The organism is Mycobacterium sp. P7213 (assembly GCF_900604305.1).
GTDB lineage: Bacteria > Actinomycetota > Actinomycetes > Mycobacteriales > Mycobacteriaceae > Mycobacterium.
Map to the genome: position 1 here is coordinate 43,841 of NZ_UWOA01000030.1, position 12,157 is coordinate 55,997.

Genomic DNA, 12,157 nt, shown 5'->3' on the forward strand with positions numbered 1-12,157 from the left:
CTCAGCGCTGTTGGGCCCGCCACTTGTCCAGCTCCCGGCGATCCCGTTTGGTCGGCCGTCCGGCGCCGCGGTCCCGGGTGGCCATCGCGGTGGCGGATTCCGGTGGGGGCGGCGGAGTCCGATCCTGGTAGCAGGTCACCGCGTCGGCCGCACCGACCCGCTTCTGAATCACCCGCAGCACCTCGACAATTCGGGTGCGATCGCCCACCACAGCGCTAACCACGTCGCCGGGTGAGACCGCGGTCGCCGGCTTGGCCGGGCGGTTGTTCACCCGCACATGTCCGCCGCGGCATGCCGCCGCGGCGTCCGGCCGGGTCTTGGTGATCCGCACCGCCCACAGCCACCGGTCCACCCGGCTCGATTCCATGGCGTCCCGGGCTCAGCGTGAGGCGTTGAGGATCTTGATCGCGAAGACGAGCGTGTCGCCGGGAAGGATGCCGGCGGCAGGCTGGCCCTCGGGGTAGCCGTCGGCGGGCACCATCGCGACCGCCACGGTCGAGCCGATCTTCTGGCCCGCAATGGCCTTCTGGAATCCCGGGACCACGCGGTCCAATCCGAAGTCGACCGGTTTGCCTCGTTCGTAGCTGCTGTCGAACACCGACCCGTCACGTCCGTTGACGCCCATGTAGCAGACCGAGACCGTCGCGTGGTCACCGACGACGCGACCGTCGCCAGCGTGCAGCGTGTGCACCTCGGTCTGGGCCACCTTGAACGGCCCCTTCACGACGACGCTCGGCGCGGCCGAGTTCGTGGAGCCGGTCACCGCGACGCTGCCGGTGACACCTTTCAACGTCCAGTCCGCGGCCACGTCTTCAGCCGGTGGCGTGGAGGGGCAGGCGGTGACGGTTTCGCCGTTCGGGGGCAGGAACAGGTCGGTGACCGACGACGTCTTCGACGACGAGGTGCTGTCCGAGCCGCCGCAACCGGCGAGCGCCGCCGCCACCGAGGCGATACCGGCGGCGAGTACGACGAATCGAGGCATACGCGAATTCACCTTGGCCACGCTACAGCCCGGCCTGGTGGCGTGGGCCCGGCGGCGTTATCCGGCGATCTTCACCACGAGCTTGCCGACGTTCTTGCCGTCGAACAGCATGTTGATCGCGGTCGGCAGCTGCTCGAAGCCCTCGACGACGGTCTCCAGCGGGGTGAGCTTGCCGGCGGCGATCAGCTCGGAGATCTCGGCGTTGGCCTCCGGTGCCTGAAGGAAGTGATCGAGGACGATGAAGCCCTTGAGGGTGGCGCGCTGGATCAGCAGGTTGCCGAACGCGCGCGGTCCGGGCGGAGGATCGGTCTCGTTGTAACCCGAGATCAGCCCGCAGAGCGCGATCCGCGCGCCGACGTTCACCCGGGCGAAGATCGCATCCATGATCTCGCCGCCGACGTTCTCAAAGTCGACGTCGATGCCGTCGGGCGTCGCGGCGGCAAGCTGGCGGGCCCAGTCGTCGGCGCGGTAGTCCACCGCCGCGTCAAAACCGAGTTGATCGGTGAGCAGCGCGCATTTCTCCGGTCCGCCGGCGATCCCGACGACCCGGGCGCCGCCGGCCTTGGCGAGCTGTCCGGCGACCGAACCGACCGCGCCGGCCGCCGCTGAGACGACGACGGTCTCACCGGGCTTCGGCTTGCCGATGTCGCGGATCCCGACCCACGCGGTGAGCCCGGTCATGCCCAGGGCGCCCAGGTAGGCGCTGGGGGAGACGCCGTCGGCAACCTCGACCGGGAACAACGGCATGGTGTCGGAGACGACCACGTACTCCTGCCAGCCGGTCAGGCCCTGAACGGTCTGGCCGACCGGATAATTCGGGTTGTTCGACGCGATGACGACGCCGAGGCCGGCCGCGCGCATCACCTCGCCGATGCCGACCGGCGGCAGGTACGACGGAGTGTCGTTGATCCACATCCGGTTGGTCGGGTCCAGTGAGATCCAGTTGACCCGCACCAGCGCCTCGCCGTCGCCGATCTCCGGCACCGCCTGCTGGCTGAGTTCGAAGGTGTCCGGGCCGATGCGGCCGGTTGGGCGTTCGCGGAGAAGGAAGCGGCGATTGCGATCGGTCATGAGCGCACGCTACCGGATGCGGACGACCCCTGGCAATAATTGCTAAATCAGTTGGGGGACAACGCAAGACAACTTCATATGTTGCCTGCGAACGTTCGCAGTCCCTGCACCTGGGCGGCGGGACCGGTCAGCTCGACGTCGGCTCGGGCCTGGCGTCCCGCCAGCCAGCGAACCAGGTTGGCCGGCGTACCGTGCACCAGCACCGCCTGGTGCGTCCGGGGGCCCACGTATGCCAGGACGTCGCCAGCGTCGGTGCTGGCTCTGATCGTCGTGCCCGCGGGCAGTTTTGCGTGCTGATAGCGCAGCAGTGGGGCAATGGCCTGTCGTAGTGATTCCGGCGCCGGATGGTCGGCGCCGTTGGCGGCGGCCAGGTCATCGTGATGGGTCCAGTACTCGAACAGCGTGAGCGGCGCCACCCGTGATCGCAGCAGCAGTCGCGGCAGTGGCTGTCGCAGCCGGTCGATCAGCTCGGTGAAGCCGTAGCGGTGCTCACGGCGAATTGCGAACTCCACCAACCGCGGTGGCGCCGGAACCGCGATTCCGCGCGCTACCAGCGACCGCGCGATGAACGTCGAGAAGCCCCCCAGGCGTTCCTCGGCGGCCAGGTGAGCCGCAAGGTCTCGCGCGGTCCACGACCCGCACCCGGAGTGCGCCGAGGCCCCGGCTGCACTCAACGAGTTCGTGAGTGCCGCCCGTTCCGCCTCGATGTCCTCGGCGAGCGCCACCGCCGATCAGCCTGAGGCGCCCAGGATCTTGATCGCGAACACGAGGGTGTCGCCCTGCCGGATCCCGGCGCTGGGCTGGCCGTCGGGGTAGCCGTCGGCAGAGGTCATGGCCACCGCGACGGTGGATCCGACCGTTTGGCCGGCGATCGCCTTCTGGAATCCGGGGATGACGCCGTCGAGCGGGAAGTCCACCGGAGCGCCGCGCTTGTAGCTGCTGTCGAACACCGACCCGTCGCGTCCGTTGACGCCCATGTAGCAGACGGACACCTTGGCCGTGGCCGGGACCACCGGGCCGCTGCCTGCTTGCAAGGTGTGCACTTGGGTTGAGGTCACGCTGAACGGCGCCGCGACGTCCACCCGGGGCGCGGCCGTTTCGGTCGATCCGGTGACTGCGACGCTGCCGGTGGCCCCGGTCAGGGTCCACTCCGGCGCGCCGCCGACCGGTGCGGCGGTGGGGCAGGTGTCGGCGGCGACGGCCGTTCCTGCTGCCGCGAAGGGCAGGGCGATGGCCGCGATACTGGCCGCAACAGCAACGACTGAGTGCATCCGAGTGGGTTTCACGCCCGCCACGTTACAGGCCGCGTCGGGCACGACCTGCGACCCGATGACAGACGCAAAGTAGCCCCGTCAGCAGGGACTCGGCACGTAGTCTCAGCCACGTGCACATTGACGTCATGGCCCTGCCCCAGCCGTTGGCCAAGGCCTGCGACCTGGCCCGCAACACCCAAAAGGCGGGTTTCTCCGGTCTGCTGTTCACCGAAGCCGGTCGCACGGCGTATCTGAATGCCGCGATCGCATCTCAGTCCGCTCCTGGGCTTGAGCTGTCGACCGGTGTCGCGGTGGCCTTTCCCCGCAGTCCGTTCGTCACGGCGGCCACAGCCTGGGAGCTGCAGGAGGCGACCGGCGGCAACTTCCGGCTGGGGCTCGGCACCCAGGTGCGTACCCATGTGGTGCGGCGTTACGGCGCGGCATTCGACCGTCCCGGTCCACGGCTGCGCGACTACGTGCTCGCGGTCAAGGCGTGCTTCGCCGCCTTCCGAACCGGAAAGCTGGATCATCACGGAGACTTCTACGAGCTGGATTTCATCACTCCGCAGTGGAGTGCGGGGCCGATCGATGCACCCGACCCCAAAGTCGATGTCGCGGCGGTGAATCCGTGGATGCTGCGGATGGCCGGCGAGGTGGCTGACGGCGTGCACGTTCACCCGCTCGGCGAGCCCGGCTACCTGGCGCGTCACGTGGTGCCGAAGCTGGCCGAAGGCGCCGCGAAGGCCGGCCGCTCCCCGTCGGAGGTCGCCGTGATCGTTCCCGCGATGACGATCGTCGGCGACAGCGATGAAGAGCGGCACAAGGAGCGGGAACTGGTGCGGGCCAGTCTGAGCTTCTACGGGAGCACCCCGAATTACGCCTTCATCTGGGATGAGGCCGGGTTCGACGGCACCACCGCCCGGATCCGTGAAAAGCAGAAGGCCGGCGACGTCGCCGGGATGGCCGCGCAGATCAGCGACGAACACCTTGCCGCGTTCGCCACCGAGTCGACGTGGGATGAGTTGGCAGACAAGCTGATCGGCAAGTATGGGGGTGTCGCGACGCGCCTGGTGCTCTACAACGCGCTCGGCGATCCGGAGCGCTTCGAGCGATACGGTGAGATCGCCCAGCGGATTTCGGCCGGGCCGCACACCCTTCGGGAGCGTTGAGAGGTAGTGCCGTGCTGATCGGGGTGGCCGCAGCGCTGTTGGCCTGTTTCGGCTATGGGGTTGCCTCGGTCCTGCAGGCCTATGGCGCACGTAGTTCTGCTGCGCGGCAGGGCGCCGCCGCCACCGCAGACGGTCGGCCGACCCTGCGCTCGACCGCCAACGCGGTGCTTACCACCGCGTTCATCGCCGGGATGGCCCTCGACGTCATCGGTTTCGTCGGCAACATCGTCGCGGCGCGGCTGATACCGCTGTTTCTGTCGCAGACCATCATCAGCGCCAATCTGGTCGTCACCGCGGTGGTCGGCATAGCCGTGCTCGGCGTTCGCCTCCGCCGCCGCGATTGGGTGGCGATCGCGACGGTGATTGTGTCACTGTGCGTCTTGGGGTTAAGCGCTGGTCAGGCCGGTACAGACACGTCGGGATCCGGGCTGCACTGGGCGCTGATGTTGCTGGCGATGCTGATCGCCGTGCTCGGGGTTGGTCTCATGCGCCTGCTGGGAGCCCGCGTCGCCATCGCCGCCGGATTGGTCGCCGGTGTCCTCTATGGCGTGATGGCCATCGCGGTGCGGGTGGTCGACGGCGTCGATCCGCTGAACGTGCCAGTGCTGCTGAAGGACCCGGCGTTCTGGGCGATCGCCATTGCCGGAGCCGGGGGCTTCTACCTGTTTACCGTTGCTTTGCAGCTGGGTTCGGTGAACGGCGCCGTTGCCGCTCTGGTCGTCGGCGAGACGGTGATGCCCGGCGTCGTCGGCGTGCTACTGCTCGGGGATACCGCACGAGCCGGGCTGGGCTGGCTGGTGGCGTTGGGGTTCTGCACCGCGGTCGCAGGTGCGGTGGCCGTCGCCATATTCGGTGCGGCGGCCCATGGGGAGGCGACCAATCCGGCCGAACGCCGTTAGGGCCTGGCGGTCTTCCAGGGCTGCTCGTTGCGCCGCTGCCGCTCTCGCTCGTTGGCTTGGTCCTTTACCCAGAAGTCCTCGAATCGTTCTCCGGGGTGCACGTTCGGCAGTCGATTCATCAGGTTGGACAGTCCGCGTGGGGGTCTCGCCGGCTCCCATTGGGGAACCACCACGCTGAGCGCCGCAAGGCTCTTCAGCACGACGAATACCGTGAACAAGGTCCCCGGGGCGTTCGTCGCGGCGATCCCGGCGAATCCGAGCAGCAGGGTCATATGCACGACCATGACGCGACCCAGGCCGACGTTGGCAGCGGTCTCGATATCCCGGAAGGACCAATGGCGCAGGTCGACCAGATCGGTGAGGAATTCCATCGTCAGGAACAGCAATACGCCCAGGCATCCCCAGCCGACGCTGCGCCAATCCAGATCGATCATCGCGAGCTCGGGCGCACGGTTGTGAATCAGTAGCGCGAGGATGGCCGCCAGAAACACGCCATGGGCTGTGCAGAACGCCAGGCTGATCAGGGCGAAGCCGCTCAAGAACGACGAATTGGAGGGCCCGCCGGCGCCTGGGCCGCGGTAGCGGAAGTGCCCGTACTTGGGGTTCAGGCGTTGGTGCACAGCGATGCGGGCTATCACCAGCAGACACATCGTGACGTTCTCGAACCAGTACACGACCACCGTCGTTGCGCCCGACCAATGTTGGCCGAACCAGCCGAACGCCGGGACCGCGATGACGCCGAGGACGGCGAACAGATGCAAGGCCGAGAATTTAGATCGCCGCCGCGAATGCTGCCCCGATTCGGGGCCCGACTCAGGCAGGGTCACGCCTCGACCGTCCGACGCTGGCGAACCATTGCATGATCATGGTCGCTGCGAGCTCATCTGCGGGCGAGGTTCACAAACTTTCGGCTCGTGCTCGTGCGCCGTCCAGCACCGCTTCGATCTCGTCCCAGGTGCCACGGATGATCTCGGCCACCGGCAGAAGATCGATGATCCGCGACGACACCTGGCCGGTGTTGGCGACGCTGGCCTCCATGTCGCCGTCGAAGTACAGGTCGGTGATCTTTCCCAGCAGTCGGGAATCCGGTTCGTGTGCAGCGACTCTGGCGGCCAGCCCGGTACGCAGCACCCGCATGGTCGGATTTCCGGGAACGTCGAGCAGCACAGTGCCCGAATCGTTTGCGGCCACGATCGCGTCCTTGAAGTTCGCGTGCACCGCGGATTCGTGGCTGGCCAGCATCCGGGTGCCCATCTGCACGCCCTCGGCGCCCAGCACCAGCGCCGCCGCAGCCGAGCGCGCATCGCAGATGCCGCCGGCGGCGATGATCGGCAGGTCAACGTTTTCGGCGACAAGGGGGAGCAGCACCATGGTCGAGGCGCCCAGCAGTGACTTGAAGCCGCCGCCTTCGACGCCCTCGACCACCAGCGCGTCGACACCGGCGTCGGCGGCCTTGAGAGCGCCCTTGAGAGAGCCGACCACGTGGACCACCGTCATACCGGCGTCGTGCAGCGCTTTGGTGAACAAAGCCGGGTCGCCGGCGGAGGTGAAGACGTGGCGCACGCCGGCTTCGGTCAGGGTCTCGACAATCGACAGGTCGCTCTTCCAGCCCTGGATCATGAGGTTGGCCGCCACCGGTTTGTCGGTGAGCTCACGCACCCGCTGTAGGTCGGCACGGCCTTCGGGGGTGAGGGTCTCGATCACACCGAGCCCGCCCGCCTCGGAAACCGCCGCGGCGAGTTCGGCGCGCGCGATGTAGGTCATCGGGGCCTGGACGACGGGGTAGGCAACCCCGAGCAGGGATTGGATGCGGTTGGCCACGGCCTATTCAAGCACCCGCGCCGGCCGCACCGTGGATCACCAGGAGCGTGCTATGAAGCCTCGGCCCGCGCGTTGGGAGCGCTGCCCTCCAGCAGGACCCGTGCGACGAGCTCGGGGTCGTCGGCCATGGGCACGTGACCGCACCCGGGCAGTCGAATGTGGCGGGCCTGGGGGAGCCGCTTCTCGGCGATGCGCGCTTGGTAGGGCAGCAGGATCCGGTCACGTGCGGCCCATGCGACGGTGACCGGAATGTCGGCCGGGATCGCCCGGTCGAACACTTTGGCTGCCGGGAAGATCTTCTTCATGGCGGGAATGGCCCGCCGCATGCCGTTGAGGTCGCCCACGAATTCGTCGGCCGGGATCCGCTCGGGGTGGGCGGAGACCACCCCGCCCATCATGTGCCTCGCCCGCGGCGAACGCGCGAGCCTCGGCACCACGGGTGCCAGCAGGCGGGCGCTGGTCGTCAGGCAGGTGAAGACCAGCCGGATGTAGGCGAAGTCGAGGGCGTTGTGCCAGTACGCCGCGGGGGACAACACCGTCGCACTCGAGACCAGGTTGTCTGCGGCGGCCTCCATCGCGATCCGGCCGCCCAGAGAGTTGCCGGCGATGTGCGGACGCTCGAGCCCCAGCTGGTCCAAGAGCCCGACCAGTTCTTCGCGCAGGGTTCCCTGTACGTCGTCGTTGCGCACCACAAAGTCATGCGATTCGCCGTGGCCGGGCAGATCGAAGAGCACGACGGTGCGGTGATCGGTCAGGTGCTCCAGCACCGGATACCAGGCCTGCCTGCGGTGCGTGATCCCGTGGACCAGCACCAAGGGCTCACCGGTTCCATGGATCTCGTACTTCAACATGTCGGTGCTCCTTGTCGCGGACGGCGATCTCGCCCCTGCGCAACGGTAACCCTCTTGGAGGTCCGGTGGGGACCGGGGACGGAATCTGTGACGACGTCGAGCGACGTCACGTGACGGTTTCAGTTGAGCAAAGGTCCTGCAGGCTACCGGCGGCGACAGGGACGACGATGCCCGTTCGGCTTTAGTGTTGGCTGCTATGGCCGTATTCCGCAGTCACGTGAAGCGCTGGTGCACAGCGCTTCACCTTGCTGTGGCGGCAGCGATGGTGGTCATCCTCGGATTCGCTACCACCGCCGTGGCTCATGCGGCTGCGGCCACCGCGACGTTGTCGGTGACTTCGACATGGCAGACCGGCTTCATCGCCCGCTTCACCATCACCAACTGGAGTGCGGTGCCGATGACCGATTGGCGCCTTGAATTCGATCTGCCGGCCAATGAATCGATCTCGCACGCGTGGAGCAGCACCGTTGGCCGATCCGGCACGCACTATGTGCTGGCGCCGGTGAATTGGAATCGGATCATCGCGCCGGGCGGATCCGCTACCGGTGGCTTCCGAGGCGTGCTGTCCGGGACGTACTCACCACCGGTGAATTGCATGCTCAACAGGCAGTTTCGCTGCACCTAGCGGACTGCGCACGCACTCGCGGCTGATCTAGTGGTTGGTGGTTGGTGGGGGTCTGACAAGTCTCCGGAGACAACGGCAGTGGGTAATGCCGGTGGCGGTGGGCCTAGCGGCGATTCTTCGATCCGTTCAGTCGTGCTTCGCCTCGTAGCGCAGCAGGACCGTGCCACCGGGGAAGGTGCGGTTTTCCAGCAGCCGCAGCGAGACCCACGATGGCAGGCCCGGGAAGAACGGCGTCCCGCCGCCCACGGCGGTGGGGGCGATCAGGATCCGGTACTCGTCCACCAGTCCGGCCTGCACGATCGGTGCGGCCAGCGTCGCGCCGGCCACTTCCAAGTTGCCGTCGGTTTGGGCCTTCAGCTTCGTCACCACCTCGACCGGGTCGCCGCGCTCCAGTCGGGAATTCCAGTCGACTGACTCCAGGGTCCGTGAGAACACGACCTTGGGCATGGCGCGCCAGATGTGGGCGAAGTCGACGATCAACGGTGGAGCGTCCGGGTCCTCGTCGGCGGTCGGCCAGTAGGCGGACATCAGTTCGTAGAGCCGCCGTCCGTAGAACGACAGCGCGGTTTCTCGCTCGAAGTCGTTCCAGTACTGGTGCAGTTCGTCGCTCGGTTCGCTCCAGTCGATGCTGCCTTGCGCGTCAGCGATGTAGCCGTCCACCGACACGGTGAAGCCGTAGATGAGTCTGCCCATGGGGATCAGTGTGCACCGGGGCGCTACTCATGGCGACGCGCCGGAGCCCGCCAGCGGTTAGCCGGGAATGCTGCGCCGTAGCGGGTTGTTATGGCGAGGCGTTCGCATTCGCGAACGGATCTGCGCCGCGGAGGGGTGGTGAGCTGCATCGGTTTCGCGGCGGGAGCGGGGACCCAGCGCAAGATCACCGAGGCCGCGTTGGCGGCGCGGGTTCCGCGATACTTCCCGTGGCAGTTCGGCGCCGACTACGACGCCATCGGACGCGGCAGCCCCCAAGACCTGTTCGACGAGCAACTCGACGTGCGCGACATGCTGCGCGCCCAGAGCGCCACCGAATGGGTGATCGTGTCGACCGGCATGTTCACCAGCTTCCTGTTCGAACCCGATTTCGGAGTCGTCGACCTCACCACCAATACCGTTAACGCGCTGGGCAATTGGGACACCGAAGTCACCGTCACCACTCCGGAGGACATCGGCGCACTCACCGCGGAGATCATCCAGGCCCGCCCGCGTATCGCGAACCAGGTCGTCTACGTCGCCGGCGACACGATCACCTACCGCGAACTCGCCGAGATCGTCGGACGGACTACGGGAGCCCCCGTGACCGGCAATGAATGGACCGGCGCGCAGCTACTGCACGACCGCGACCGAAACCCCGACGACGGGTTACGGAAGTATCGTGCGGTGTTCGCTCAGGGCAAAGGCGTCGCGTGGCCGAAGGACGGTACGTTCAACGCCACCCGCGGTATCCCGACCACGACCACTGAGGAGTGGGCGCGGCAACACCTCATCGCGAAAGAGTAGAGCTGAAGATATCGCCTCATATCGCCTGGGCCAGGGGGAGAATTGCTGCATGTCGCTGGCGCTGTGGATCATCGTTGCCCTCCTTGCCGTAGGGACGATCACCGGCGGGTTGCTACGGATGCGGGTGTGGCTGCAGAGGCCGGTACCGCCAGAGGTGATCGAGGCCGCGCACCGTGACGATGCTGAGGACGAGTAGCCGGGAATCAGGGCGGGACCGGCGGAGCCGAGACGCGTGCGCCACGGCCGCCAGGTTCACGCGATGCTGCTGAAAATCGCCGCAACCAGCCCGCCCAGGATGAGTATCCCAACCGTCACCGCGGAGTAGATCGTGCGGCGTCGTCGGTGTCGGCGGGCGCTGTCGATCGCCACCGCGATGCTGACGAGCATCAACGCCGCATAGACCGACAGTCCCACTGTCAGCGTCGCGGCTTCTGCGGCGCCGGCCAGAGTCACTTCGTGCATGCAGCGAGCCTACGGGGGGCAGGATCACAGCCCGAGAGACGGCAGGCCGTCTACGTGCCTGCGGCTCGTTCACTCCAACGGTTCGGGCGTGAAGGTGACGTCGACACCGCACACGGTCATCGTCACCTGGCTTTCCATCACCATTACCTGCGCCGAGACCCGTCTATCGACCGTCTGAGCCAGTTGCTGCACCGGCGCGTGCGGTATCTGCACCACCGACAAGTTCGGCAGGGCCGCCACCTTGGGGCCGACGGTGCGCCACCAGGTGGCCACGCCGGCGGCGAACGGGAACAGCAGCACCTGGTCGGCCTGGTTGGCTGCTTTGGCCAAGGCACGTTCGTCGGGCTGGCCGACGTTGATCCACTCCAGGATCCGGCCGGTGTAGTCGGTGAGCCGCAAGTCGGGTCCGCCAGGGGTGGACAAGCCCGCCCCGAACGCCAACTCACCGTCGACGTCGCCGAGTCGGTGTGCGCGCAGCCCAAACGCCAACAACCGCACTACCATCCGCTCATCGGTCTCACTGGGATGACGGGCCACGGTCAGCGTGTGATCGGCGTAGTAACCGTGATCGACATCGGAGACGCCAAGTTCGACTTTGAATACCGTCGCAGAAAGGGCCACGCCCTAGTGTCCACCCAGCCGGGGGACCCTGAGTCGCGAGGCCGCACTTGGTGCGCATAGCCGATTGCTATTGGATTGCACTGTATTCGTCATTCCTCCGCGGTTCGGGCCGGTTCATCGACGGCGGGCGATAGGCGAGGGGCGGGTCTAGAAGCGATCTCTTGGCGGTCCGGGGTCTGCGAAAGCGAAGCGCTGGCTCTGCTATTTGCTGGCGGCGCCACCAAGTGGTTGGCACCAGCCGTCTTGAGCAGGCGATCGGCGGGGATTGGACGGGCAGCCTGCTCGTTTCCGTAGTGAACCTTCTGTCGGTGGGGGGAGGCATAGTGTGGCCCTATGCCACGGGTCATTGAGTTCCGAGACGATGACGTCGGCTATCTCGCGTGGCTCGCTGCCCACCGCGATGGCTACGTAATCAATATCGCGCGCGGTCACAGTCCGACCCAAGCGCGCCTGCATCACGCCGGTTGTCGAACGATCAGTGGTCAGAACCCCCGCGGGGGACCGTGGACCGGACAGTACGTGAAAGTGTGCGCGGAAGATGTGGTCGAGCTAGACCGGTGGGCAATCGACACGCTAGAGCAGCCAATCTCGCCCTGTGGAATGTGTCGTCCGGCTGGCAGTCGCGGACAACCCGGCTCAACCAAACGTATCGAACATGCGGACGGCCGAGCAGACGACTCAGGTGATGATGAACCCGTTATCGGTAGTGCCCGGGGGGACCACCGGCGACCTGCTTCCACGAAACCGAGTGATCAGCCCGTGGCAGCATCGCGGCCCGCGGGGCACTCCCACATCCGTGGTCCAGCGGCGGACAGTCCGGTAGTCGAGGCTTGGGCCGACGACTATATCCGCTTCGAGCACCGTTCTGTCTGGCAAGAGGAGCTGCGGCAAGAGATTCAGCGTCGC

Annotated in this window: 15 protein-coding genes and 1 pseudogene; 5 read left to right on the forward strand and 11 right to left on the reverse strand. The window is 66.9% G+C overall.

Annotated features, from left to right (window positions below; translation table 11 throughout):
* Nucleotide 1: 1 nt before the first annotated feature.
* The 5 genes from EJK91_RS13220 to EJK91_RS13240 all read right to left on the reverse strand — a co-directional run bounded on the left by EJK91_RS13220 (nucleotide 2) and on the right by EJK91_RS13240 (nucleotide 3,324).
* A complete protein-coding gene (locus tag EJK91_RS13220) occupies nucleotides 2–367 on the reverse strand; it encodes an RNA-binding S4 domain-containing protein (RefSeq protein ID WP_125079158.1) in 366 nt (121 codons plus the stop codon).
* Between the two features lie 12 nt (nucleotides 368–379).
* The gene (locus EJK91_RS13225) at nucleotides 380–982 is read right to left on the reverse strand and encodes an FKBP-type peptidyl-prolyl cis-trans isomerase (RefSeq protein ID WP_024441305.1); all 603 of its coding nucleotides are present in this window, start codon (nucleotides 980–982) and stop codon (nucleotides 380–382) included.
* A 57-nt stretch (nucleotides 983–1,039) separates the two neighbouring features.
* Entirely contained in the window at nucleotides 1,040–2,053 is a 1,014-nt protein-coding gene (locus EJK91_RS13230) for an NADP-dependent oxidoreductase (protein WP_125079159.1), read from the reverse strand.
* A gap of 74 nt (nucleotides 2,054–2,127) precedes the next feature.
* On the reverse strand, nucleotides 2,128–2,778 hold the full coding sequence (locus EJK91_RS13235) for a maleylpyruvate isomerase family mycothiol-dependent enzyme (RefSeq protein ID WP_125079160.1): 651 nt from the start codon (nucleotides 2,776–2,778) through the stop codon (nucleotides 2,128–2,130).
* A gap of 6 nt (nucleotides 2,779–2,784) precedes the next feature.
* The gene (locus EJK91_RS13240) at nucleotides 2,785–3,324 is read right to left on the reverse strand and encodes an FKBP-type peptidyl-prolyl cis-trans isomerase (protein WP_125079171.1); all 540 of its coding nucleotides are present in this window, start codon (nucleotides 3,322–3,324) and stop codon (nucleotides 2,785–2,787) included.
* A gap of 113 nt (nucleotides 3,325–3,437) precedes the next feature.
* Between EJK91_RS13240 and EJK91_RS13245 the strand changes: the two genes are divergently transcribed.
* Nucleotides 3,438–4,475 (forward strand): TIGR03617 family F420-dependent LLM class oxidoreductase, encoded by a 1,038-nt coding sequence (locus EJK91_RS13245; protein WP_125079161.1) that lies wholly within the window; start codon nucleotides 3,438–3,440, stop codon nucleotides 4,473–4,475.
* 11 nt (nucleotides 4,476–4,486) lie between these two features.
* On the forward strand, nucleotides 4,487–5,374 hold the full coding sequence (locus EJK91_RS13250) for a hypothetical protein (RefSeq protein ID WP_125079162.1): 888 nt from the start codon (nucleotides 4,487–4,489) through the stop codon (nucleotides 5,372–5,374).
* Here the strand turns inward: EJK91_RS13250 and EJK91_RS13255 are convergent.
* From EJK91_RS13255 to EJK91_RS13265, 3 genes are all read right to left on the reverse strand, one after another.
* Nucleotides 5,371–6,201, reverse strand: coding sequence for a DUF6498-containing protein (locus EJK91_RS13255; RefSeq protein ID WP_346773467.1), 831 nt, complete (start codon nucleotides 6,199–6,201; stop codon nucleotides 5,371–5,373). The genes EJK91_RS13250 and EJK91_RS13255 overlap by 4 nt on opposite strands.
* 70 nt (nucleotides 6,202–6,271) lie before the next feature.
* On the reverse strand, nucleotides 6,272–7,195 hold the full coding sequence (locus EJK91_RS13260) for an NAD(P)H-dependent flavin oxidoreductase (protein ID WP_125079164.1): 924 nt from the start codon (nucleotides 7,193–7,195) through the stop codon (nucleotides 6,272–6,274).
* A gap of 50 nt (nucleotides 7,196–7,245) precedes the next feature.
* Complete coding sequence (locus tag EJK91_RS13265) at nucleotides 7,246–8,046, reverse strand: alpha/beta fold hydrolase (RefSeq protein WP_024441298.1); 801 nt, start codon at nucleotides 8,044–8,046, stop codon at nucleotides 7,246–7,248.
* Nucleotides 8,047–8,242: 196 nt separating this feature from the next.
* Between EJK91_RS13265 and EJK91_RS13270 the strand changes: the two genes are divergently transcribed.
* Complete coding sequence (locus EJK91_RS13270) at nucleotides 8,243–8,671, forward strand: cellulose-binding domain-containing protein (RefSeq protein ID WP_024441297.1); 429 nt, start codon at nucleotides 8,243–8,245, stop codon at nucleotides 8,669–8,671.
* Between the two features lie 126 nt (nucleotides 8,672–8,797).
* Here EJK91_RS13270 and EJK91_RS13275 read toward each other — a convergent pair whose 3' ends face one another.
* On the reverse strand, nucleotides 8,798–9,364 hold the full coding sequence (locus EJK91_RS13275; RefSeq protein ID WP_125079165.1) for a dihydrofolate reductase family protein: 567 nt from the start codon (nucleotides 9,362–9,364) through the stop codon (nucleotides 8,798–8,800).
* Between the two features lie 135 nt (nucleotides 9,365–9,499).
* On the opposite strand from EJK91_RS13275, the pseudogene EJK91_RS13280 reads away from it, so the two are divergent.
* Nucleotides 9,500–10,168: pseudogene (locus tag EJK91_RS13280) on the forward strand (aromatic alcohol reductase); the annotation flags it as partial.
* A 49-nt stretch (nucleotides 10,169–10,217) separates the two neighbouring features.
* The gene (locus EJK91_RS13285; protein ID WP_125079167.1) at nucleotides 10,218–10,364 is read left to right on the forward strand and encodes a hypothetical protein; all 147 of its coding nucleotides are present in this window, start codon (nucleotides 10,218–10,220) and stop codon (nucleotides 10,362–10,364) included.
* 56 nt (nucleotides 10,365–10,420) lie between these two features.
* Here the strand turns inward: EJK91_RS13285 and EJK91_RS13290 are convergent, their stop codons facing one another.
* Both EJK91_RS13290 and EJK91_RS13295 read right to left on the reverse strand, forming a co-directional pair.
* Nucleotides 10,421–10,630, reverse strand: coding sequence for a hypothetical protein (locus EJK91_RS13290; protein ID WP_024441294.1), 210 nt, complete (start codon nucleotides 10,628–10,630; stop codon nucleotides 10,421–10,423).
* Nucleotides 10,631–10,699: 69 nt separating this feature from the next.
* Nucleotides 10,700–11,251 (reverse strand): YaeQ family protein, encoded by a 552-nt coding sequence (locus EJK91_RS13295; RefSeq protein ID WP_125079168.1) that lies wholly within the window; start codon nucleotides 11,249–11,251, stop codon nucleotides 10,700–10,702.
* Nucleotides 11,252–12,157 lie beyond the last annotated feature (906 nt).

Excerpts from the sequence above, each read along its gene's own strand:
- EJK91_RS13290 (WP_024441294.1), bottom strand. The coding sequence starts at position 10,630 with ATGCACGAAGTGACTCTGGCCGGCGCCGCAGAAGCCGCGACGCTGACA.
- EJK91_RS13225 (WP_024441305.1), bottom strand. The coding sequence starts at position 982 with ATGCCTCGATTCGTCGTACTCGCCGCCGGTATCGCCTCGGTGGCGGCG.
- EJK91_RS13230 (WP_125079159.1), bottom strand. The coding sequence starts at position 2,053 with ATGACCGATCGCAATCGCCGCTTCCTTCTCCGCGAACGCCCAACCGGC.
- EJK91_RS13285 (WP_125079167.1), top strand. The coding sequence starts at position 10,218 with ATGTCGCTGGCGCTGTGGATCATCGTTGCCCTCCTTGCCGTAGGGACG.
- EJK91_RS13270 (WP_024441297.1), top strand. The coding sequence starts at position 8,243 with ATGGCCGTATTCCGCAGTCACGTGAAGCGCTGGTGCACAGCGCTTCAC.
- EJK91_RS13275 (WP_125079165.1), bottom strand. The coding sequence starts at position 9,364 with ATGGGCAGACTCATCTACGGCTTCACCGTGTCGGTGGACGGCTACATC.
- EJK91_RS13240 (WP_125079171.1), bottom strand. The coding sequence starts at position 3,324 with ATGCACTCAGTCGTTGCTGTTGCGGCCAGTATCGCGGCCATCGCCCTG.
- EJK91_RS13220 (WP_125079158.1), bottom strand. The coding sequence starts at position 367 with ATGGAATCGAGCCGGGTGGACCGGTGGCTGTGGGCGGTGCGGATCACC.
- EJK91_RS13265 (WP_024441298.1), bottom strand. The coding sequence starts at position 8,046 with ATGTTGAAGTACGAGATCCATGGAACCGGTGAGCCCTTGGTGCTGGTC.